This is a genomic window from Terriglobales bacterium (assembly GCA_035561515.1).
Lineage (GTDB): Bacteria > Acidobacteriota > Terriglobia > Terriglobales > Acidobacteriaceae > DATMXP01.
Genome location: DATMXP010000058.1, coordinates 1 through 23,389, shown reverse-complemented (window position 1 = coordinate 23,389; position 23,389 = coordinate 1). Strand labels below are relative to the sequence as shown.

The window sequence follows — 23,389 nt, the reverse complement described above, 5'->3', positions numbered from 1 at the left end:
CAAAAATGCAGCGCACGGCGAAGATTCTGCGCTTTCCCAAGCCGCTGACAAGCGCTCCCACACGATTGTGGTGGGAGCGACTGCCGGTCATCGCCGGACTGATCTTTGTTTCCATCCTTTTGCTGCATATTCCGTTGTTACGGCTACCCTATTTTTGGGATGAAGCGGGATATTACATTCCGGCAGGCCGCGACATCTGGCAGCACTTTCAGTTCATTCCAACTTCCACGCTGACGAACGCGCATCCGCCACTCGTAATGGCCTGGCTTGCGGCTGCATGGAAGATCTTCGGTTACCACGCGGCGGTGACGCGCGTTGCGATGCTGCTCGTGGCGACGTTCACGCTCACCGGCGTTTTTCATCTAGCACGGCAGGTCGCGAACTCCACGGTCGCGCTTGCTTCCGTAGTTGTTACTGCGATCTTTCCGGTCTTCTTCGCGCAGAGCACGATGGCGCATCTCGACATGGCGGCCGCGGGTTTCACGCTTTGGGGACTCGCAGCGTATGTTCGCGACCGTTATCCGGCGACGGCGTTCTGGTTTGCGCTTGCCGGACTCGCGAAAGAGACGGCGATCCTTGCGCCGCTCGCGCTGTGCGCCTGGGAACTTCTTGGGATTGCCACGCGCGAGTCGCGCTGGAGCAAGCTGTTCCTGTTTCGATCGAGCCTGATCCGCGCAGCGTGGTTGCTGGTTGGCGTTTGCCCGCTCGCAATCTGGTTTGCATATCACCATCACGAGACGGGTGTCATCTTCGGCAATCCCGAGTTCGTGCGATACAACGTTGCAACGACGTTACATCCGGTGCGCTTCCTTGCGGCGCTGGCACAACGGTTGTGGCAGGCGTTCGGCTACATGAACATGTTCGTGTTGACGATCGCGACGCTGCTGGCGATGACGCGGCGACCGATTTCACTCGAATCACCTGAGCGCAACGGTGGCGGATCATTCACCACGGAGCGCCAGCGGATCACGATTCCGAAGCAGATGGTTTTTCTCGTCGTTCTGCTTTCGTATTTAGTTGCACTTTCGGTTGTCGGCGGAGCAGTGCTTGCGCGCTATTTGTTGCCGGTTTATCCGCTGGTGGTCATTGTTTTTGTTTCAACTCTGTGGCGAAGGCTGCCGTGGTGGCCAGCGTTCGTCGGTGTCGTTTGCCTGGCGTTTGCGCTTGGGCTGGTCATTAACCCGCCGTATCAGTTCGCACCGGAGGACAACCTCAACTACGCCGACTTCGTTCGACTGCACCAGCAGGCCGCTCAATATCTTGAACAACATCCGCCGGCGGGACGCGTGCTCACGGCATGGCCAGGTTCAGACGAACTGACGAAACCGTATCTCGGATATGTCAAGAAGCCGATCCAAATTGTCGCGATCGAGAACTTCTCAATGACGCAGATCATGGCGGCACGTGAGGCGGCCAACACCTACGATGCGGCGTTTCTCTTCTCGACCAAGTACGAACCACACGGTCTTCTGATTCGACTTCCCTTCTGGGAAACCCTGCAAAAACGCTATTTCGGATACCACGTCGATCTGCCGCCGCAGGTCACCGCTGAGATGCTTCAGGGGCACGTTGTGTTCCACCGGAGCCAGGGTGGGCAATGGGTGGCAGTGCTGACCATGGACCGAGCCTTTAACGCCAGATTACGGCGCTGACAGCCCCAAGTCACAGGGACGCATCCCATTCAGTGTGGTAGGGCCCCGATGTTGATTTTCATGTTTCTACTCTTCTATTTCGCTTCGCTTGGCTTGCTGTTGCTGTTTCTGGCCGGCGCTGCCCGCGTGAATGACCGGGCAGATGAATGGGCCGACAGCCTGTTCGAGTACCTGCAATGGCGAGAGTCCAGCCGCGCCGCGTAGGTCAGAGCCGGACGAGCAGTTTTTTCACTTCTCGGAATACGTCCGTAAACATTGCCTCAGTCAGCTTACCCGTCGCGGTGTTCTGATTCGACGGGTGATAAGACGCGTATAGGACTCGTCCATCGGGCATGGTGTAGTTCAGGCCATGGCCGAATACGTAGCCCGTTTTTCGCTGAATCACCCCTTGGCGCCTGGCGTAGTTTAGATACGCATCGAAGCCGATCCGGCCGAGGACGACCACGACCTTCAAGTTCTTCAACGCGGCGATTTCGCGATCGAGGTAGGGAGCGCAGTTAGCAATTTCGTCGGGGGTGGGCTTGTTGTCCGGCGGGGCGCAACGGACCGGCGCCGTGATGTAGACGTCGATCAGTTTCAGGCCGTCGTCGACGTGAGTGGCGTTGGGTTGGGACGCAAACCCGGTCCGATACAGAATCGGATACATGAAGTAGCCGGACTGATCTCCGGTGAATGGACGACCGGTACGATTGGAGCCGTGGGCGCCAGGGGCGAGTCCGAGGATGAGCATCCGGGCGTTGGGGTCGCCGAAGCCAGGGACAGGCTTGGCCCAATAGTCCCAATCCATATAGGCACGACGTTTTTCGCGTCCGATGCGCTCACGGTACTCGACTAGGCGCGGACAGAGCCGGCAGCCAATCACTTCCTTGTTTAGAACATTCAAGACAGACAACGACTACCCCCCTCCCCCTATGACTCTTTTGGAATCAATAGCTTAACTGGTGTGATCTCTCTATTTGCGATGAAAACAAAAGAGTTAAATGAAAAGATCACAAAAATTGTCATCTAAGCATTGTTCCGGGTTTCACGGCTAACAAGAAAGGTGGTGAGACGGGTTCGTCTTCACCACCTACTTATTCAGCATAGCAGGTTCGTTCGGGTGAAGATGCCACGGCAGTGACCTTTTTATTTTGCTTGTTCTCTATATTTTGAGGGAAAAGGAATCACGTGACCCCCTTGACGACCAGATTCCCGAATCGGGAGAAGCAGATCAGTTGGTGACTCGTGACTCGGCTTCGCGAAGCGTTTTGCGGTAAACCTCGTCGTTCGGAGCCAGGCGGACGGCTTCTTGAAGCGCCCCCATCGCCTGTTGGTTCTCGCCGGTCTTGAGGAGGAGTCTCCCGAGAGTGAATTGGGCACGGGCGGAGGCTGGGTCGATCTGAACGGACTTGCGTACCTGTTGAAGCGCCTCGTCGGTGCGATTGGTGGCGGCCAGCGTGATACCCAGATTCAGCAGGACCTCGGCGTCGTTGGGCTGCTGCTTTAGCGCCTCGCGCAGAGGCGGTTCGGCCTCGCTCCATTGATTCAGGGCGACATAAGAGGCCCCGAGTTGGGCGAGCGAATATCCGTTGCCGGGCTTGAGGTCGAGGGCAGCGCGGTATTCGCGGGCGGCGTCGGCGAACTGCGACTTGCGGAAATACACCTCGGCCAGGGCGATGTGGGGCACTGGGTCCTTGGGCCGGGTCTCGATGGCCCGCCTCGCCCGCCTGGTGGCCGAGTCAAGATCGCCACGTTCCAAGTCGAACAGAGCCTGTTCAGCCAGAAGACGGTCGGCGTGTAAGCGTTGGAGTCCAACGAAGGCAACGCCGCAAAGAATGAGGCCAACGGCCGTGACCTTGAGGACCGTGGAGTTGAGTTCCTGAGGAGCTACTCGCAGCCAAGTCCAGAGCGCGCCGAGGGCGAGTCCGAAGAGAAGGCCGCCGATGTGGGCGGAGTTGTCGATAACCGGAACCGCTGCCCCGATAAACAAGTTAATGACGATGAAGGTGCCGAGACTGCGAAGCATGGCCTTCATGGCAGGCGCGGGCAGTTGCAGACGCTTGCTGTAGAAAGGAAGTACAAGCGCGCCAGCTACTCCGAAGATCGCGCCCGACGCTCCCACGCTGACATTACTCGGGTGGATGGCAAGGCTCGCCAGGCTGGCGGCGATCCCAGTCAGGACATAGATCGACAGGTAACGAAGCTCCCCGTAAACGCGTTCGGCAATCCGGCCGAAATCCCAGAAGCAATACATGTTGGCGGCGATGTGGATGAGACCGCCGTGCAGGAAGCAGGAACTGAGCACCCGCCAGTACTGGCCTCCGAAGGTCAGCGGCCCATAATCGGCACCCCAGCGAACCAGCATTTCGGTGTCGAAGTCCATGGGGCTGCCACGCCCCGTTTTCAAGCTGATGGCAGCGCAGACGAGGTAAACGGCGGTGTTGAGCGCAACTATCGCGGAAGTGACGGGGAACATACGCGCCATTGAAAGGAAGCCCTTCGGCGGACCCTGGGCATCCACTTCGGCGGGCTTTTCTGGGCTGCTATCGCGATGCACCTCAGCTTCGGACTGCGCCTGAGCGCGGCATTCGCGGCAGACATCCGTCTGATCGCCGAAGGAGAAGGACGGCAATTCCCTTCCACATTGAACGCAATTCGCCATCGCTGAAGAGAATACATGATTCGCGGGACAGAGATGTCCGAGCAAAAAGGCAAGTGAAAGTTCAAAGACTCCATGGATTACTCAAGTGCATAGTCATCCGGAACTTTTGCAGGTAACTAAGGACTCTTATCATTCGATTTCGCAGCATTTCCCCGGAGTCCAGCAATGCGTACGATTCTCAACTTCGTGGCAGGTATCGCGCTCCTATTCGCGGCCGCCGTTATAGCAGATGCACAAGAAACGCCGGAACCCAGCCCAGATGCCCAACAGAGTCTCGCCGATTATGCGCGAACGCTAAAGGCAAAGAAGAAGCCGGACATCATGGTGAATGAAGAGGACGCGAAGGTCCTGTTTCAGGAGATTGAGAACATCCTGAAATTCGCGAGCGAGGACTCCGAACTTCCCCGCCGTGAGCCAGTGAAATACAAACTGATTGGTAAGGCGGAGGCCGAGAAGTTTTTCGCCGACGGACTGCGCAACAGCGATCATGCACGAAAAGTCCAGCACGCTGAAATGGTGCTGAAGAAGTTCGGAATGCTACCTGCGGACTTCCGGATGTCGAAGTTCCTGGCCGAAGACATCATGAGCGACCTTGCCGGATTTTACGATCCGCGGGAAAAGGTGATGTACCTGCTGAACTGGGTGGATTACCGGAAGCAACGCCCAGTCATGGCACACGAACTGACTCACGCGCTACAGGACCAGAATTACAACCTGCTGAAGTGGAAGGACCCGGGCAGGACCGAAAACCTGGAGTTCAATACAGCACCTGAGAACATCGCGATTGAGCCCGAGGCGAGAACCGCCGCCGTTGAAGGACAGGCGATGATCGTCTACTACGATTATCTGGTCCGTGGAACGGGCAGAAGGTTGGGAACTTCCAGTGACCGTATCGATGCAATCAGGGCGGAATTGACGTCGGAACTCGAGTCGCCACTGAAATTTCAGAACGCTCCGCAGATCCTGAAGGATCTGGCAATGTTTCCGTATTACGACGGCTTTGCCTTCGAACTGGAAGTTCTGAAAAAAGAAGGAACCGCAGCGGCATTTGCGGGAGTTTTCGATCGTCCGCCGCGCGACACGCACGAAATCCTTCAGCCGGAGGCATACCTGGCACGAACGCGCACGGAACCGTACCGGCTACCGAATATCACGGATGTCCTCGAACCGGCTTACAAGGTGTATGACTCGGGTTCGATCGGAGAACTGGACGTCCGATTGATGTCGACGGAATACGGGCGCGAAAACGATGGATTTGCGATTTCTCCACAGTGGGACGGTGGTACCTACGTCGCGGTGAAGAAGCCATCGGCAGCGAATAAAGCGGACGCTGATGTGGTTCCGTCGGACCTGGCAGTACTGTACGTGTCTCGCTGGAAGACGTATTCGGCAGCTAAACGGTTCGCCGAACTTTACAAGGCCGCTCTGCTGAAACGGACAAAGTTACTGGATTCGGCAATCCCACAAGGCAGCGAGTGCGAGACGGATTCGAACTGCCGGGTTCGTTACGCCATGCGCTTCAATACGAGCGACGGGCTGGTGGTTATCGAGATTGGAGCGAACGACGTGTTGATGATCTCGCAAGGCATCGACAACGCGACCGTCGCTGATGTGAAGCACGCATTGGGACGCACCCCGCAGGAAGACACCTCCGCGCATCAGGGCGAATTAAGCCTTAGGCTGGCGATCACGCCAGCGGTGCGAGCGATGCGAATGAGCGTTCACGAGAGAATGCTTCAAATTGTCGGAGAGTAGGTCCAGCCACGCCGGAACAAGATGGGGTGAATTGGCATATTCGGAACACAAATTGTGTTCTGAAACGAGGAGCCCCCAACCAGGAAAACTCGTCCATTCCCCAAATGGACGTCACGCCGGTTCAAATACTCCCAATTTCGTCTCAGATTCAGTCATGTGTTCCATGCTTGCATCGATTTCGGCGTAGGCCTGAGCGAAGCTCTGCCGGAAGCTGTCGTAAGACTGGGAGTTCTCCCAATGGTCGAGGGTGAGATAGCGCCCGGGGACCACGGGATCACGCAATAGAGTGGTTCCCTGATATGCGGGATCGAGACGAAAGAGCTGCGCCCATGTTCCGTCATGCCGATAATGCAGTTCGAATTCTGCCTCACATCCGGTGCGAACGCGGAACTCCCACACAATGACAAACATACGTTGGTCCTTTCCAGTAATTCGGCAGATTGAATGGTCGACACAGGGGCGTTGCGCGGTTTGACCGTTCCTCTCTTAGTCTCTTATATTCGATAGGTTGCAGCATATTCCAGTGCTGCTGAATCGAATAGTAAGGACACTCAGTGGCAGAAACCGAAACTCCCGAAAAAACAAGTTCAACACAACGCGAAATCAGCGTAGAAATTCCCGTCGAAGTCGTTAACCGTGAAACCGAAGCCGTGATCCAGAAATTCCAGAAGATGGCTCGGTTGCCCGGTTTCCGCAAGGGTAAGGTGCCGGCGACCGTGGTGCGCCAGCGCTTCGCGGAAGACATCAAGACCGAAGTGGTGGAACAACTGGTTCCCCGATATTTCCGCGAAGAAACGGAAAAACAGGGCTTACACCCGGTGTCGCAGCCGCGGGTTACCGACCTGCACCTGCACGAAGGCGAACCGCTGAAGTTCAAGGCTAAGTTCGAGGTCCTGCCGGACTTCGAAGTGCAGGGCTATCACGAGATCAAGATTGAAAAGCCAAACGTCAGCGTGACTGACGAAGAAGTTGAAAAAACGCTCAATCATCTGCGCGAACAGAACGCATCTTATAACCCTGTGGAGGGACGTCCGATCCAGGATGGCGACTTCGCTTCGGTAGCGTTTAAAGGTACGCCGCAGGGCGAAGCCGAAGGGCAACCCGTCACCATGGACGATGTGATGGTGGAAGTGGGCGGGTCAAACACGATCCCGGAATTTTCGGAGAACCTGCGCGGAGCCAACGCCGGAGACGAGCGTACATTCGTGGTGAAGTATGCGGACGATTTTTCGGACCAGCGGCTGGCCGGCAAGAGCTTCGATTATTGGGTAAAGGTGAACGGAATCAAGACGAAGTCGATGCCGGAACTGAGCGATGACTTCGCTAAAGAGCTTGGAGCGGAGTTCACCAGCATCGATGACGTCCGGAAACGTATTCGCGAGGGGATGGAGTCGGAGAAACAGCACCAGGCGGAGCACGAATCCAAGGACAAACTGGTGGAAGAGCTGTTGAGCCGGAATCCGATCGACGTGCCGGAAGCACTGGTGGAGCACCAAATTGACCTACGACTGGAACGCGGACTTCGGGCGCTGGCTCAACAAGGCATGAAGACCGAAGACATGCGGAAGATGGATTTCGCTCGCTTGCGGGCCGGCCAGAGAGACGCGGCGAAGAAGGAAGTACAGGTCGCGTTGTTGCTGGAGAAGATCGCCGACAAGGAAAATATCGAAGTCACGGACGAAGACGTGGAGAAGGAAGTGCAGATCCTGGCGGCACAGTCGCAGCAGGCGGTGGAAGCGCTTCGTCAGAAGCTGATTAAGGACGGGACCATCGACCGTATGCGTAACCGTATCCGTACTGACAAGGCTATGGATCTGGTGTACAACCGGGCCACTCAGTAACACGAGAGTACTGAGTAGCTCACCTTATTGTGTTTCTGGTGGAACACGCTAAGGTGGAACAAAATCACCGAACAGCAGTGGAAAAGACAGGCAGGTGCAAATGTTAGTACCAATGGTGATTGAAACAACGGGGCGGGGGGAGCGCGCGTACGACATTTACTCCCGGTTGTTGCGCGACCACATTATCTTCCTGGGGACGCCGATCGATGATAACGTTGCGAACCTGATCATCGCGCAGATGCTGTTCCTGGCGGCGGAAGACCCGGAGAAAGATATCCAGCTTTACATCAACTCGCCGGGTGGCTCGATAACGGCGGGCATGGCAATTTACGACACGATGCAATACATCAAACCGGACGTGATGACGATCTGCATCGGGCAGGCAGCCAGTATGGCGGCAACGCTGCTGGCCTCGGGGGCTCCGAAGAAGCGGTTTGGATTGCCGAACTCGCGGATCCTGATTCACCAACCGTTGATGAGCGGACTGTCAGGACAGGCTACGGATATCGACATTCATGCGCGCGAGATCCTTCGCATGCGTGAGCTGACGAACCAGATACTGTCGCGGCATACGGGCCAAATGCTGGATAAAATAGAAAAAGATGTCGAGCGTGATTTCATCATGAATGCCCAGCAAGGGAAGGAATACGGCATCATCGACGACATCATCTTTCAGCCGATGGCCGCGAAGGCCGGAAGCTAGTTCGAACAGGTGAACTAAGCGCCACCTGCCCGGTCTTCAAAGGGCTAGAGCAGCGGAAGACCGGGAAACAGCGTTAGGGGTGAGATTGAAGGAGCGGCATGAAATCCCGATCTGGATCTGACGAACTGTTGCGCTGCTCGTTTTGCCACAAGTCTCAGGACGCAGTAGCCAAATTGATCTCTTCGCCCAGCGACTATCCGCGGGCATACATCTGCGATGAGTGCGTCGCAGTCTGCAATTCCATTCTCGAAGACGACAGAAGCGAAACGCACGCCGCTGCCGCCCCCGATCATCTGCCCAAGCCGCAGGAAGTGAAAGCGTTCCTGGATCAGTATGTGATTGGGCAGGACCAGACCAAGAAGAAGCTCGCTGTCGCCGTTTACAACCACTACAAGCGTATTCACATGAACCGGCAGCGGAACGACGGCGTGGAACTGGCGAAGTCGAACATCATGCTGATCGGTCCGACGGGTACCGGCAAGACCCTGCTCGCCCAGACGCTGGCGAAGATGCTGGATGTTCCCTTTGCGATTGTGGACGCGACGACGCTCACCGAAGCCGGCTACGTCGGTGAGGATGTGGAGAACATCATCCTGAAGCTGCTGCAGGCGGCCAATGGCGATGTGGGGCGCGCACAGACCGGCATTATCTACATCGATGAAATCGACAAGATCGGCCGCAAGGACGAGAACCCTTCCATTACTCGCGACGTGAGCGGTGAAGGCGTGCAACAGGCACTGCTGAAGATCCTGGAAGGAACGATCGCGAATGTGCCGCCGCAAGGTGGACGGAAACATCCTCACCAGGAATTCACCCCAGTGGATACGACAAACATCCTGTTCATCTGCGGTGGAGCGTTCGTCGGGTTAGAGAAGATTGTTGGACGCCGCGTCGGAAAGAAGACCTTGGGCTTCCGAACGGGGGGAGACGAAAAAGCTCCAGTGCCCACAACGAACCGGCGCGATACCGAATTGCTCCAGCAATCGGAACCGCAGGACCTGATCAAGTTCGGATTGATCCCGGAATTTGTTGGACGGTTGCCGGTGGTCGGGATTTTGAACGATCTCGACGAGAACGCGTTAGTGGAAATCCTGACGCGTCCGCGGAATGCGATCATTAAGCAGTACCAGCGGCTGTTCGAGTTCGAGAACGTACGCCTGAAGTTTACGGATGACGCGCTTCATGCCATCGCGCGCGAGGCACTGAACCGGAAGGTCGGCGCCCGCGGACTGCGTATGATCCTGGAAGAGTTGATGCTCGACCTGATGTATCACCTCCCGAGCCAGAAGAAAGTCAAAGACTTTGAGGTTACGCAGGAAATGGTTGAAAAACGCGACATCTCACTGGCAACTGCTGAAAAACAAGCAAGTTAGCAATCGGCTAGACCGTTGAAAAGCCCCTAAATCAGGGGCTTTTTTCATTTTCGGCAGGTCAAAGCGCTTGAGAATCATTGTGTAGTGGTGTAGAAGTGACCTCCTCTTTGCCGTTCGGCAAACCGTTGTTCGACCCCACGAACGTGAATCAACAACTTACCCAGGGGGAACCCATGTTTAGAAAGTTAGCCATACTCATTTTCGTGATCGCATTCGCAGCCTTGGCGATCGCGGCTGACCGGTACCCGTCCGAGAAACCCGGCCCCCGTCCATCTGGCTTCTACGACTTCTGGCAACTAGGAACCGATGTCGAGGGCGGAGTGGGAGCGATTCCCAATTTCAATTGCATCACTTCCCTTTTCACCCAGCCTTCGATCTACACCGGCGACATGCTGTTGGATTGTGATGGCGAGGTCCCGCATAACGAAACGACGATTGCAGTAAATCCGAACGATCCGAACCATGCTGTCGGCGGATATCACTCGTACCTGATCCAATACCGGGGAGCGACGACGGTGTCCCATGTAGTGGGCGCGACGTCGGTCACCTTTGATGGTGGGAATACCTGGCGCGAGGTGCTGCCCCCGATCACTCCGTACCAGTTCACGGGTGACCCGGCGCTCGCATTCGATGCAGACGGCCGAATTTACTTTGCGAATATCGCTGACCATGAAGGCCCCGGCGGGAGCTACACCGGACCCAGCGTGGTAGTCGCGTATTCGGACGATGGCGGATTGACCTACACGAAGCCGATCACGGTTGCCAGAGGTCAAACTGCTATTACGCCATCGGTCGGCTATGGCCCAAACCTCTTCAACGACAAGGAATTCATTGCCGCAGATGCCGGGGCGGCTAGTCCATTTCGCAATCGCGTTTACATTTCGTGGACGCGATTCAACCAGTTCTTCAGTCCAACAGCCGGTTTCATTCAATATCCGATCGTGCTGTCGTATTCCGATGACGGGAACAACTGGACGAAGCCGATGGCCATAAGCGGATTCAGCCCGTATTGCTCCGCTGCATACTTCGGACAACCGAACGAGTGTGACCTGAACCAGGATTCCTATCCGGCGACGGCTGCTAACGGAACCGTGTACGTGAGCTTCGAGAACTTCAACACGTCGGACCAGAACCAGGCAATGATCGTGAAGTCCACGGATGGCGGGAAGACTTGGAGTAATCCGGTGCGGATCGACACGCTGTATGACTACGCGGTGTTCCCGGAGAACGTGGATGGGCGCGATACCCTGACTGGTTGCCAGCTCCGCTACAGCGTAAAGGGCAATACGGCGACTGATCCCAGCGACCCGACCGGCAACACGGTGTACGTAGTATGGGCCGACAATCGCAATGGCAGTGCTGCTGCCACGAATACAGACGTGTTTCTCGGACGTTCCACCGATGGCGGAGCAACGTGGTCGGTCGTCACCGTGGATAATGCCGGAAATGACCAGTTCTATCCGTGGGTAGCTGTTGCCCCAACAGGGCGGGTAGATGTGGGCTACATGGATCGCGCGTACTCCGCGGGACAGAATGAATGCAAATACGGGTTTTCGGTCTCGCACGTGACGTTTGCTTCCAACGGAACACCGACGATCAACAAGGTTCGCGTTGACTCGGGTTTGTCGGATGTGGGCAATTCGCGATGGTTCGCGGCCAACCCAGCTGCAGGCAATTACCAGTCCCGGTTCATTGGCGACTATAACGGGGTGGCGGTGGGCTCGAACGGCGCGACGTGGAGCCTGTGGACGGACCAGCGTGCTCCGGTACAAGGCAGCACGCGCACCGGACAACATGCCGTCGGATCAAAAGATTAGCGCCGACAGTTCCTAATTCTGGCCGACGGCAACCGCCGTCGGCCGTTTTGTTTTGGGAGTAGCATTTAGGGATGCAGAAAGTACTCCTGATCGCGTTGCTATCGTTGGCAGTTCCATTGTTCGCGCAGCAACATGGAGGAAGTATGAAGATTGAGAGTTCCGCCTTCGCTAATGGGCAGGGGATCCCGCAGAAATATACATGCCAGGGCACCGATGTTTCTCCGGCCCTGAAGTGGTCGGAAGCGCCCCAAAACGTGAAGACCTTCGCGTTGATTGCGGATGATCCCGACGCACCGATAGGTACATGGGTGCATTGGGTGGTTTACGATCTGCCCGCGAATGCACATGACCTACCGGAAGGCGTCGCGAAAACCGATCATGCCAACGGCGGCACGCAGGGAATAAATGATTTCAAGAAGATCGGGTACGGAGGCCCGTGCCCACCACCGGGAAAGACCCACCGGTACTTCTTCAAGCTCTACGCGCTGGACACGGCACTTGGACTGAGGCCGGGTGCGACGAAGCAGCAGGTGGAGCAGGCAATGAAGGGTCACATACTCGCGCAGGCTGAGGTGATGGGCACGTATCAAAGAAGGTAGATTGTGCACTTCAGCGAGTTCCCCGCGTGCTATGTACTCAGGCGTTTCCTCGCTTGATATCCACACTGACCTGCACTAGCCTGCGATGGGCGGTAACATCCGAATGTGCAGGTCCGAATGTTACCGTTGGGCCGTTGCACTTCCTTTCCGGCCTATATAATGGAAACAGATCGAATGACCGGTGAGGTTTGCTTTTTCGCAGCACCTTTCGCCGCAGTTTCATAGGTGAAAATTGACCCAAGGCAAAGAGAAATTCGATACCAAGCGGCTTCCGATGATGCCCATTCGCGATGTCGTCATCTTCCCGTACATGATGACGCCGTTCGTGGTGGGCCGCGAGTCCAGCGTACGCGCTCTTGAAGAGGCGCTCGCGGGGGACAAGAAAATTTTCCTGGCGACGCAGCATGACGCCAGCATCGATGAACCGAAGCCGAACGAAATCTATCAGGTTGGCACGATCGTCAATATCGTGCAGAGCCTGAAGCTCCCCGACGGCAACATCAAGGTGCTCGTGGAGGGAGTGGAGCGCGGCAAGATACTGCAACTGGTGGACACCGACGGCTACTTCGAAGCGACCGTCCGCACGGTGAAGTACACCACTGAAGTGACGCAGCCGATCGAGACGGCAATGCAGCGGGTGACATCGCTGTTCGAGCAGTACGTGAAGCTCTGCCAGTCACTGAACTACGAGACGATGATTGCCGCCGTCAGGATGGAAGATCCGTCGCGTTTGACGGACACCATCGCGGCGAACCTTCAGCTTTCGATCGAAGAGAAGCAGGAACTCTTGGAGATCTTCGATCCGGCTGAGCGACTGAACCGTATCGCCGATGTACTGGATATCGAAATCGAGAAGCTGAACATGGATCGCGCCATCCAGACCCGCGTGAAGCGGCAGATGGAGCGTGCTCAGAAAGAGTATTACCTCAACGAGAAGATCAAGGCCATCCAGAAGGAACTGGGCCGCGGCGAAAAGAGCGAGTGGGACGAACTCAAGAAGAAGGTAGACAACGCCGGCATGCCGAAGGAAGTACATGAGAAGGCATTGCAGGAGTTGAAGAAGCTGGAAGCCATGCCGCCGATGTCGGCTGAGAGCACCGTTTCCCGCAACTACCTCGACTGGCTGCTCGCGGTTCCGTGGAAGAAGAAATCGAAAGAAATCCGCAATATCGAACACGCGGAAAAAATCCTGAACGAAGATCACTATGGCCTGGAGAAGATCAAGGAACGCATCCTTGAATTCCTCGCTGTGCGCCAGTTGGTAAAGAACCCGAAGGGTTCGATCCTGTGCTTCGTTGGACCTCCGGGCGTGGGAAAAACTTCGCTCGGCATGTCGATTGCCAAGGCGACGGGCCGCAAATTCGTGCGCATGTCACTGGGCGGCGTGCGGGATGAAGCGGAAATTCGCGGACACCGGCGCACCTACATCGGTGCGTTGCCCGGCCAGATCATCCAGATGATGAAGAAGGCCGGCACCAAGAACCCGGTCTTCATGCTCGATGAAGTCGACAAGATGTCGATGGACTTCCGCGGCGACCCGTCGGCCGCGCTGCTCGAGGTCCTCGATCCCGAACAGAACTTCATGTTCGTCGACCACTATCTCGACGTCGAGTACGACTTGTCGCAGATCTTCTTCATCGCCACCGCGAACGTGATGCACACGATTCCGCCGGCACTTCAGGACCGCATGGAGGTGCTGCGGCTGCACGGCTATACCGAACCAGAAAAGCTGGAGATCGCCAAACAGTTCCTCGTCCGCAAGCAACGCGAACAGGCCGGACTGGAAGAAAAATCGGCTGTGTTCACGGACGATGCCCTGCTGACTATCATCCGCAGCTACACGCGGGAAGCTGGCGTCCGTAACCTCGAACGCGAAATCGGCAACGTATGCCGGAAGATCGCGCGTCGCGTGGTGAAAGACGCGAAGTACACCGTCACGGTCACGGCGGAGATGGTGGAAGAATTCCTCGGCGTGGCAAAGTTCCGCGACACGCTGGCGAATGAGAAGAGCGAAATTGGCCTGGTCACCGGACTCGCCTGGACGGAAGTAGGCGGCTCGATTCTTACGACCGAAGCCTCGGTCGTAGAAGGAAAGGGCGGCAAGCCGATCCTGACTGGAAAGCTCGGCGACGTGATGCAGGAATCGGCGCAGGCCGCTATGACCTACGTACGCTCACGCTGGAAATCGCTGGGACTTCCGCGCGACTTCTACAGGAGCTGCGACATCCACGTGCACGTGCCGGAAGGCGCGATTCCGAAGGACGGCCCATCGGCCGGCATCACCATGGCCACCGCAATTTCGAGCGCTCTCAGCAAGATTCCGGTGCGCCGCGAGGTTGCGATGACGGGCGAGATCACGCTGCGCGGAAAGATTCTTCCAATCGGCGGATTGAAGGAAAAGCTGCTGGCAGCAATGCGGGCAGGCATCAAGGAAGTGATAATCCCGAAGGAGAACGAGAAGGATCTGACCGAGGTACCGGAAAACCTGCGTACCGCAATGAAGATCCATCCGGTGGACACCATGGACCAGGTGCTGGCTATCGCGCTGGAGCAGCCGTTGCCGGAGATCGTGGAAGATCTGCCCGAAGGTCAGGCGCTACCAGCAATTCCGCCCGCGGCCACAGAAGGGCCAACGGCACATCAGTAATACAACACGACACTCCAAAAAGGCCCGGTCGCAAGATCGGGTCTTTTTGTTTTAGATGTATTGCACCCACTCCGGCTCAAGGCACATTTCCATCTGCACGTCGGAGCGGACGTAAGGCGAGGGCTTCTGGCGCTCCTTCGGGATGTAGCGGAATCCGCAGGACTCGTACAATTTCATAGCCGGCGTAAGCACGTGGTTCGTCTCCAGGTAGAGCCTGCGGGCTTTCTGCTGGCGGGCCCAGGCGATAGCGGCATTCATAAGGGCTCGCCCGATGCCGCGACGCCGAAAACACTCGTCGGTGGCCATCTTCGCGAGCTCATAAGTTCGACCGTCCATTTTCAGAAGGGCCACACAGCCCACCGCAACACCGTCGAGCATTGCCATGAATATCTGGCCGCCGCCGTCGATGATCTTGTGCTGCGGGTCGTCAAAGGACGCGAGATCCTTTTCTTCGATCTTGAAATCGCGGCGAATCCACTCTTCGTTGAGACGGCGGAAATCCGCTTCATCTCCGGGCCGAAAAAGGCGAACCGTTGGCTCGGCAGATGGTTCTTCGCGCATTAGCGGTTGTGCTCCCACATCGTCCTCCTCACCGTTGTAGGTAACGATAGACAAAAGCAGAGAACACGTCCAATATATTGATTGCTTTGATTGATATATGGATCATATTGATCTTCGACATCTCCGATACTTTGTAGCCGTCGCCGAGGAACTTCATTTCGGGCGCGCAGCGGCACGGCTCGGCATCCAGCAGCCTCCGTTGTCGCAGCAGATCAAGTACCTGGAATCAACCTTAGGGCACCCATTGTTCGAGCGCACTTCCCGATCGGTGGCGCTGACGGCTGCGGGACGCGAGTTGCTCGAGCGCGCGCGGCGAACGCTTGCCCGAGTACAAGAGGATTTGAATGCGGTCCGCCGGGTGGGCCGGGGAGAGATTGGCAACCTGACAGTTGGGTTTGCGGGTTCAGCGATGCTCACGTCATTGCCTGATGTGATCAGGTCGTACCGGCGCGAATATCCTGCGGTCCAGCTTCGACTGATGGAGATGGTTACGGCAGAGGTTATCGAGCATTTGCGGGACGGAACGGTGGACCTGGGTTTCCTGCGAGATCCGGGCGAAGTGGAAGGCCTGGTAATCCAAAGCCTTATGCGAGAGCCATTTGTCGCAATTCTGCCGGCACGACATCGGCTGGCGAGCCAACAGAGTATCTCGATCGCGAAGCTGAAGGGAGAACCGTTCGTCTTTCATCCGCGAAGCATGGGGCCGGTCGCTTATGACAGGACGATGGGCGTGTGCGAGCGCGCAGGATTCCGTCCGCAGGTGGTGCAGGAAGCGCCTCAATGGCCGACGGCAATAAGGTTGATCGGCGCGGGACTGGGTGTGTCGATCGCCCCGGCCTGCGTGGCGAAGTTGGGAACACCGGGCGTGGTGTTTCGAAGAATCGTGGCGAAAGATGCATTCACGGAAATAGCGCTCGGTAGAAGAGATGAGCCGATGACGCCTACCGCAGAAGCGTTTGTGGGAATGGCGAAGGTGGCGTTTGCAGCAAACTGAAGGAGATAACGGCAACGGCACGCCACTCGTTCTCAATTCACTCATCCCTCCCCACTTAGCTTCCGAGTCTTTGCCTAGTACAATTCCTTCGCCATGATCCGCAAACTTGCGTTGTTCGTTCTATTTACTACGGTCGCGATGTCTGCCGCCACCAATGTTCCGCGCACGATGCGCCTCGACTACTTTCACACCGGCAACGCCAACCAGGAGATGTTCAGCTTCGACCAAGTTGTGCTTGAGCCGTTGCCTTTCCCGGGCAATCCGGCAAAACCGATCGACGAGAGCAATCTCGGCAAGTACATCTTCGAGGTGCGCGACCGCGCTTCCAATAAGCTGCTTTACTCGCGGGGGTTCGCTTCGATCTATGGCGAGTGGGAGACCACCGACGAAGCCAAGACTCTGAACCGCACGTTCTCCGAGTCACTGCGCTTCCCTGCTCCAGAGAAGCCGGTACAGGTGGTACTGAAGAAGCGAGACGAACTCATGGCCTTTCACGAGGTATGGTCGGTGAACATCGATCCGAAGGACAAGTTCATTGATCGCTCGACGATGAAGGCTCCGGCGAACCTGATCGAGTTGCAGAAGTCGGGAGATCCAACGGTGAAGGTTGACTTCCTCATTCTCGGCGACGGCTACACTGCGGCGGAAATGCCGAAGTTCGAGAAAGACGCACGCCGACTGATGGACATTCTCTTCTCGACGTCGCCATTCAAGGAACATCGCGCCGACTTCAATGTATGGGGACTTTGTCCTCCGGCGGAACAGTCGGGCATTTCGCGGCCTTCCACGGGCATTTACCGGAAGTCGCCGGTGGGAGCGACATATGATGCGTTCGATTCGGAGCGTTACGTACTGACGTTCGACAACAAGGCGTTCCGCACGATCGCGCAGTTCGCGCCGTATGACGTGGTCGAGATCCTCACGAACACGAACACCTATGGTGGGGGCGGAATCTTCAACTTGTACTCGACTGTAGCGGCCGATAGCGGATGGTCGCCGTACGTATTCGTGCACGAGTTTGGACACCACTTCGCCGGACTCGGGGACGAGTATTACACCTCGGACGTTTCCTATGCTCCGGCGACTAAAAGGATCGAGCCCTGGGACCCGAACGTGACTGCCCTGTTGGATAAGAAGGACTTCAAATGGGCCGACATGGTTTCGCCCGGCACTCCGCTACCTACACCGTGGAACAAAGAGGCGTTCTCGCAGTACTCGCATTCCATCCAGAAGCGCCGGCGCGAGATCAGGGCGCAGAACCGTCCCGAAGCGGAGATGGACGCCTTGTTTGCCGAGGAACTGAAGCACGAAGACGAGATGCTAGGCGCTGAAAAGTATGCCGGAAAGGTGGGAGCTTTCGAGGGTGCATTGTACGAAGCGAAGGGGTACTACCGTCCGGAGGTGAACTGCATTATGTTCACGCGGCACAACCAGTTCTGTTCCGTGTGCAAGCGGGCGATTGAGCGAGTGATCGCGATGTACACGGGAAGCTAGAACCGTCCTCCCAATTCGGAACTACGGAGAAGCCCGGGGTTCAATCCGGGCCTTTCCGTTCTAGAATATAACCAGCATGTTTGCGCTGTTCATTGCCGCCAAGAACTTCAACCTTGTTGCAGCGATCATTGGGATTCTGCTGCTTCTGGTGGCGAGTATCCCGCTTGGCTTTCTGATCGCGTTCGGACTGCGCAAATGGCACGAGCGTCATCCCATCGAAGAAGCCGAGGACGAGAAGCATCCTCTTGGGCTCGAATAGTTATTTCTGCGTAGCCTCCACGGCAAACCTGCCCAGGTAAATCGGGTGGGAGGTTGTCGGCGCTGGATTCGTTGTATCCATCGGATAAGGCGCGCTGCTCCCGGTCGGAAATCCCCAAACTTTTCCGGAACAAGTGTCGTATGCCACTTTGCCGAACGCCTGGCGTTCGCCTCCGGGTGCGCGCAATGTGGTTACGCCCGGTTCGAAATACAGTCCGCAGGCACGGGGAGCGTCCTGTGCCTTAACGGGCTCGGGCGAGGTCATCGGACGAAAGGCCAAGATGGCCAACAATAAGATCAACAACAAGGCAAAGTAACGTTCAGTTCTCACAAGACGCCTCCGGGATTGCTGTTAACATCGAATCTTAGCCCCTATGGACATCGCACTCTTCGGATATATCGCAGGATTTTTGACCACATTGTCGTTTGTTCCGCAGGTTGTTCGGGCGTTCCGGACCAAACATTGCGAAGATCTGTCGTGGGCCTGGCTGTTCGTGTTCCAGACGGGCCTGTGCTTGTGGTTCATTTACGGGCTAATCCTGGACAACTGGCCGATGATTCTGTCGAACTCGATCACGATGTTGCTTTGCTTCGCGCTGATGACGATGAAGGCCCGGTACAAGCGCGAGCGGGCGAAGTCGACCGCCCGGGCATAGACCTGAATTTGGCCGTTATTTCTCCGGTGTGACCTTGTATTTCTGCACCAGCGGCGCTACAGTTTAGCTAGCTCTGTTGCCTCTCCTCTTCCTCCTTTTTTCTCCCGTGAATGAGCGTGTGTTCGTGTATACCGGCGTTTTGCTGCAAAGAGGGTGCAACATACTGCGTTTTCAACAGATAAGCCCCAATATATGGTGTTTATCTGCTTGACCCATGCAAACATGGTGGCTAGATTTGTTGCGAACCCTGGGTTACGACCCCGGTACCGAGGAACGGCGCGAAGGAGTATCAGTTGCTTAAGCTGAAGAAGCTTCAAATCCTGGGATTCAAGTCTTTCTGTGATCGCACCGAACTCAAGTTCCATGGCGAAGGTGTGGCCGGAATCATTGGCCCCAACGGCTGCGGAAAGTCGAACATCTCAGACGCAATCACCTGGGTCTTAGGTGAGCAGTCGGCCAAGTCGCTGCGCGGCGCGCGCATGGAAGACGTGATCTTTGCGGGCACTCGCGACCGCAAGCCCATGGGCATGGCCGAGGTTTCTCTTACGCTGATCGATCCGGACGCCTACGACGGCGGCAATGTCGTTGAACCCGAAATCGAGGTGGTGGACGACCTTCCGCAGGAAGACTGGGACGAGGCGACTCTCCGTACGAAATCGGAGCAGGACGCGGACGAGTACATCGAAGAAGTCCGGCCTGGGCAGGTCGAAGAAGTAGAAGGAGCGGTTCCCCAACAGGCTGATGCCGCGCAAACGGCGGCAGAACCTGGAACTCCCTCGGCTGAGGCTGGAACCGCCGAAGTGGATGCCGAGCCAAAGAGCGAAGCCGCTCAAACAGCACCCACCGGAGTGGTGCTGAAGATCCGGCGGCGCAAGTTCCATCGCAACAATTTCAAGAAGGGCGAGATCGTCGTCACGCGTCGCCTGTTCCGGTCGGGCGAGAGTGAGTACCTGCTCAACGGCAAACTGTGCCGTCTCCGCGATATCCAGGAAATCTTCATGGGCACGGGTCTTGGGCCGGAGTCGTACGCCATCATCGAGCAGGGGCGTATCGGGCAGATCCTGAGCAGCAAACCGACCGACCGACGGGCGATCATCGAAGAAGCTGCCGGTATCACCAAGTTCAAGACGAAGAAACGTCTGGCCGAGGCGCGGCTGGAAGAAGCCAAGTTGAATCTGAGCCGCCTGAATGACATCTTCGACGAAGTCACCCGCCAGATGAATTCGTTGAAGCGGCAGGCCGCGAAAGCCGAGCGTTACGCCAAGCTGCGCGACGAAATGCGCGCAAAGCTCCGCGTGGTGCTGGCAAGCAAATGGGTAGCGTTGCAGGGCGACCGCGCCAGCCTGGAAGAAGAACTTACGAAGCTCTCGGAAGAGATCAAGATTCAGACCGAAGCGGTGCAGGTACTTGAAGCCGAGCACACCGAGCGAACGCAGCGGGGTTATGACATCGAGTCTGAGGCGACGACCACCCGCGAGCGTCTCGCGACGATCACCCGCGACAGCGACCGCGCCCAGTCGCGACAGAAGACAAACGAAGAACGCTGCGTGGAACTTGCCACTCGCATGGAGACCGCAGATCGCGACATTGCGGCCGCGATCGATCGCAAAGGACAGTTAGAGCAGGAAGTAGAAGCCAGCCGCCAGACTCTTGCGACAGCGGCCAGTGATGTAGCGGCAGCCCAGCAGGATGCGGCAGCACGCCAGCAAGAAGCGCGAGAGGCGGCGTCGGCACTGCAGCAGGTTGAGCGCGAACAGGAACAGCGTCGCGTGCAGGTGATGCAGGCTGTCGCGAATGAGAGTGCGGTTCGTAACGAGATCGCGAAGGCCACCGAACAGATTGCGGGACACGACCGCGAAGCAGCCCGTCTGCATGCAGAAGTTGCAAGCGCAAATTCACAGATAGAAGCTTTTGGCGGCCAGCGTGGACAACTGGGCATGGAATTTGAATCGGCGTCGGAGCGGGTCAACTCGCTGACGTCGCAGATTCAGTCCACGCGCGAAACGCTGGAACAGAAGCGTCGGGAAGAAGTGGAATGCAAACGCCATCTCGACGGCCTCCGCGCGGAATACGCCACGGCCCTGGGCAGAAAAGCATCGTTGGAAGCGGTTATCAACGAGCATGGTTACTCGACGGACTCTGTGCGTCGGTTGTTCCAGTCAGGTGCGCTCGACGGCAGCCGCGCTCCCGTGGGTGTGCTCGCCGACTTCCTTGAAGTAGAAGGCCAGTACGAGCACGTGGTGGACGACTTCCTGCGCGACGAACTGAATTTCGTTGTCGTGAAATCCTGGGACGCCGCCGATTACGGCATGAACTTGTTGCGCGGCGACGTGGACGGCCGTGCCACGTTCCTGGTCCATCCCAGCGACGCGCAGGCAAAGTTTTCGTTCAGTGTTGACGAATCGGCGCATGCGGCTGCCGCTGCGCGCCACGACACTATCGTGCCACTGAAGAACTGCATTCGCGTACTCGACGGTTTCGGCAAGTCGCTGGAAGTGATTTTGCCGAAGCTGGGTAACGGCTACATCGTTCCCGATCCTAACGTCGCGCGTGAACTGGCGCTCGAGAACCCGGACGCGTTCTTTCTTGCGAAGAACGGCGAATCGTTCCACAACGTAACCGTCACCGGCGGCAAGCAGCGTGCCGAAGGCCCTCTGGCCATGAAGCGCGAGTTGCGCGTGATCGCCAAGCAGGTCGAGGACCTGGAAATGGCGTTGCGGGAGCAGGAGCGCCGGGCCGGATTACTGGCGAAGGAAATCGCCGAGCTTACATCCCTGCTGGAACGTCTCGAAGCGGACAAGCGCGAAGCAGATAAGCAGGCGATGACCAGCGGCCATATGCTGCGCCAGCTCGACAGTGAGATGGAGCGTACGCGGCAGCGTCTGTCGCAGTACGAACGCGAACTGCAGCAGGTGGCAACCGCGAGGTCGGCACGCGAACAGTTCATCGCGGAGAAGCAGACTGATCTTTCCGCGAAAGAGCAGCAACGCACCGAAATTGAACAGCAGATCGCAGCGGCACAGGAGAATCTCGCAACGCTGCGTGCGGCCCGCGATACCGCAGCCCAGAATGCTTCCGAGATGATGGCCAAGGTCGCTGGACTTGAAGAGCGCAGGCGTTCGGCGGCAGCGACTCTGCAGCGCGTCGAATCGATCATCACCGAAGTAAGCACACGACTGGAGTCGCTCAAGGCCCAGGCGGAATCTGCTTCGGCCGAGAAATCGCATCGTGAAGCCGAGAACGTCCAGATCGCCGAACAACTAGTTGCACTGGCGGGTGAGCGCGAGGGTCTGGATGCGCGCGTAACCGAGCTGCAGACGGAATCGGAGTCGGTTCGCTCCCGTCTGACACAGATCGAAGAAGAACTGAAGGCATCTAGAAGCACCCTCGACCAGATTCGTGATCGCCGCGGTGAAGTCTCCGCGCTGGCTGCCAAACTGGAATCCGACGCGACCCACATGTCGGAATCGTCGGTCGCAGAGCTTGGCGTAATCCCGACCGAACTGCTCGCTGACGAGTCTCTCCAGATCGTCACCGGCGAAAACCTCACGCTCGAAGACGAAACCGTTAAGGAGATGAAGGCTAAGCTGGAAGCGATGGGTCCGGTGAACATGATGGCGCTGGACGAATACAAGGAAACCAGCGAGCGCCATACCTTTCTGGAAACGCAGCGCAAGGACCTGTTCGACTCTATTGAGAACACCCAAAAGACCATTAAGGAAATCGAACAGATCTCGAAGGAGAAGTTCACCGAGGCCTTTGCGAAGATCAACGAAAACTTCCAGGTCACCTTCCGCAAGTTGTTCGGCGGCGGACAAGGCTTCATGAAGCTGACGGACGAAGAGAATGCGATGGAAAGCGGCATCGATGTGGTGGCCTCGCCCCCGGGCAAGAAGCTTCAGAACGTGCTCCTGCTCTCCGGCGGTGAAAAGGCTTTGACGGCATTCTCGCTGCTGGTCGGCATCTTCCAATACACGCCGAGCCCGTTCTGCATTCTGGACGAAGTGGATGCGCCGCTTGATGAGGCGAATATCGGCCGCTTCACTGAATTGGTGAAGGAGATGTCCTCGGATACGCAGTTCATCATCATCACCCACAGCAAGAAGACGATGGGCATTGCACCTGTACTCTATGGCGTCACAATGCAGGAACCCGGCGTCTCCAAACTGGTGAGTGTTCGTTTCCATCATCTTGAGGAAACGAAAGCAATGTCAGCTTAACTGCAAAATTTTGCAGGTCGCCCGATGCTTCGGCATCGGGCATTTGTTTTTTGGGAAGGCACTTGACGAAATGGGCAGTGAAATTGTTGGAACGAAGTTGAAAATGAAAAGCTTAACGGGAAATTAACCGCCAGTTTTGATCTCGCGAAAATGGGCATTTGGCGTGATGTTTTCGCTC

The 23,389-nt window shown here is 56.9% G+C and carries 19 protein-coding genes; 14 read left to right on the top strand and 5 right to left on the bottom strand.

Annotation, left to right across the window (positions count from 1 at the left end; genetic code table 11):
- The first annotated feature begins 5 nt into the window (after window positions 1–5).
- Both VN577_23955 and VN577_23950 read left to right on the top strand, forming a co-directional pair.
- On the top strand, window positions 6–1,652 hold the full coding sequence (locus VN577_23955; protein HWR17905.1) for a glycosyltransferase family 39 protein: 1,647 nt from the start codon (window positions 6–8) through the stop codon (window positions 1,650–1,652).
- Between the two features lie 60 nt (window positions 1,653–1,712).
- Window positions 1,713–1,856, top strand: a complete 144-nt coding sequence (locus VN577_23950; GenBank protein HWR17904.1) for a hypothetical protein — start codon at window positions 1,713–1,715, stop codon at window positions 1,854–1,856.
- Window position 1,857: 1 nt separating this feature from the next.
- Here the strand turns inward: VN577_23950 and VN577_23945 are convergent, their stop codons facing one another.
- Both VN577_23945 and VN577_23940 read right to left on the bottom strand, forming a co-directional pair.
- Window positions 1,858–2,544, bottom strand: a complete 687-nt coding sequence (locus tag VN577_23945) for a uracil-DNA glycosylase (GenBank protein HWR17903.1) — start codon at window positions 2,542–2,544, stop codon at window positions 1,858–1,860.
- A 318-nt stretch (window positions 2,545–2,862) separates the two neighbouring features.
- Window positions 2,863–4,263: a rhomboid family intramembrane serine protease gene (locus tag VN577_23940; protein HWR17902.1), complete on the bottom strand. Its 1,401-nt coding sequence runs from the start codon at window positions 4,261–4,263 to the stop codon at window positions 2,863–2,865.
- Between the two features lie 195 nt (window positions 4,264–4,458).
- Between VN577_23940 and VN577_23935 the strand changes: the two genes are divergently transcribed.
- On the top strand, window positions 4,459–6,048 hold the full coding sequence (locus VN577_23935; protein HWR17901.1) for a hypothetical protein: 1,590 nt from the start codon (window positions 4,459–4,461) through the stop codon (window positions 6,046–6,048).
- A 111-nt stretch (window positions 6,049–6,159) separates the two neighbouring features.
- Here VN577_23935 and VN577_23930 read toward each other — a convergent pair whose 3' ends face one another.
- Window positions 6,160–6,459, bottom strand: a complete 300-nt coding sequence (locus tag VN577_23930) for an antibiotic biosynthesis monooxygenase (GenBank protein ID HWR17900.1) — start codon at window positions 6,457–6,459, stop codon at window positions 6,160–6,162.
- A gap of 143 nt (window positions 6,460–6,602) precedes the next feature.
- Between VN577_23930 and tig the strand changes: the two genes are divergently transcribed.
- The 6 genes from tig to lon all read left to right on the top strand — a co-directional run bounded on the left by tig (window position 6,603) and on the right by lon (window position 15,028).
- Complete coding sequence (tig, locus tag VN577_23925) at window positions 6,603–7,889, top strand: trigger factor (protein HWR17899.1); 1,287 nt, start codon at window positions 6,603–6,605, stop codon at window positions 7,887–7,889.
- Between the two features lie 94 nt (window positions 7,890–7,983).
- On the top strand, window positions 7,984–8,592 hold the full coding sequence (gene clpP / locus VN577_23920) for an ATP-dependent Clp endopeptidase proteolytic subunit ClpP (GenBank protein ID HWR17898.1): 609 nt from the start codon (window positions 7,984–7,986) through the stop codon (window positions 8,590–8,592).
- 98 nt (window positions 8,593–8,690) lie between these two features.
- Complete coding sequence (gene clpX / locus VN577_23915; protein HWR17897.1) at window positions 8,691–9,965, top strand: ATP-dependent Clp protease ATP-binding subunit ClpX; 1,275 nt, start codon at window positions 8,691–8,693, stop codon at window positions 9,963–9,965.
- Window positions 9,966–10,138: 173 nt separating this feature from the next.
- Window positions 10,139–11,782: a sialidase family protein gene (locus tag VN577_23910; GenBank protein ID HWR17896.1), complete on the top strand. Its 1,644-nt coding sequence runs from the start codon at window positions 10,139–10,141 to the stop codon at window positions 11,780–11,782.
- A gap of 71 nt (window positions 11,783–11,853) precedes the next feature.
- Window positions 11,854–12,381, top strand: a complete 528-nt coding sequence (locus tag VN577_23905) for a YbhB/YbcL family Raf kinase inhibitor-like protein (protein ID HWR17895.1) — start codon at window positions 11,854–11,856, stop codon at window positions 12,379–12,381.
- Between the two features lie 232 nt (window positions 12,382–12,613).
- Window positions 12,614–15,028 carry an endopeptidase La gene (gene lon, locus VN577_23900; protein HWR17894.1) on the top strand — a complete coding sequence of 805 codons (2,415 nt, stop codon included), beginning with the start codon at window positions 12,614–12,616 and terminating at the stop codon, window positions 15,026–15,028.
- 51 nt (window positions 15,029–15,079) lie between these two features.
- On the opposite strand, the gene VN577_23895 is transcribed toward lon, so the two are convergent.
- The gene (locus VN577_23895; GenBank protein HWR17893.1) at window positions 15,080–15,643 is read right to left on the bottom strand and encodes a GNAT family N-acetyltransferase; all 564 of its coding nucleotides are present in this window, start codon (window positions 15,641–15,643) and stop codon (window positions 15,080–15,082) included.
- A gap of 43 nt (window positions 15,644–15,686) precedes the next feature.
- Here VN577_23895 and VN577_23890 point away from each other — a divergent pair, with 43 nt between their 5' ends.
- The 3 genes from VN577_23890 (at window position 15,687) to VN577_23880 (ending at window position 18,336) form a co-directional block, all read left to right on the top strand.
- Window positions 15,687–16,583, top strand: coding sequence for a LysR substrate-binding domain-containing protein (locus VN577_23890; protein HWR17892.1), 897 nt, complete (start codon window positions 15,687–15,689; stop codon window positions 16,581–16,583).
- A gap of 93 nt (window positions 16,584–16,676) precedes the next feature.
- Window positions 16,677–18,077, top strand: coding sequence for an IgA Peptidase M64 (locus VN577_23885; protein HWR17891.1), 1,401 nt, complete (start codon window positions 16,677–16,679; stop codon window positions 18,075–18,077).
- Between the two features lie 76 nt (window positions 18,078–18,153).
- Window positions 18,154–18,336: a hypothetical protein gene (locus VN577_23880; protein ID HWR17890.1), complete on the top strand. Its 183-nt coding sequence runs from the start codon at window positions 18,154–18,156 to the stop codon at window positions 18,334–18,336.
- Here VN577_23880 and VN577_23875 read toward each other — a convergent pair whose 3' ends face one another.
- On the bottom strand, window positions 18,337–18,666 hold the full coding sequence (locus VN577_23875; protein ID HWR17889.1) for a hypothetical protein: 330 nt from the start codon (window positions 18,664–18,666) through the stop codon (window positions 18,337–18,339).
- 43 nt (window positions 18,667–18,709) lie between these two features.
- On the opposite strand from VN577_23875, the gene VN577_23870 reads away from it, so the two are divergent.
- Window positions 18,710–18,991 carry a SemiSWEET transporter gene (locus VN577_23870; GenBank protein ID HWR17888.1) on the top strand — a complete coding sequence of 94 codons (282 nt, stop codon included), beginning with the start codon at window positions 18,710–18,712 and terminating at the stop codon, window positions 18,989–18,991.
- Between the two features lie 293 nt (window positions 18,992–19,284).
- The gene (gene smc / locus VN577_23865) at window positions 19,285–23,211 is read left to right on the top strand and encodes a chromosome segregation protein SMC (GenBank protein HWR17887.1); all 3,927 of its coding nucleotides are present in this window, start codon (window positions 19,285–19,287) and stop codon (window positions 23,209–23,211) included.
- Window positions 23,212–23,389 lie beyond the last annotated feature (178 nt).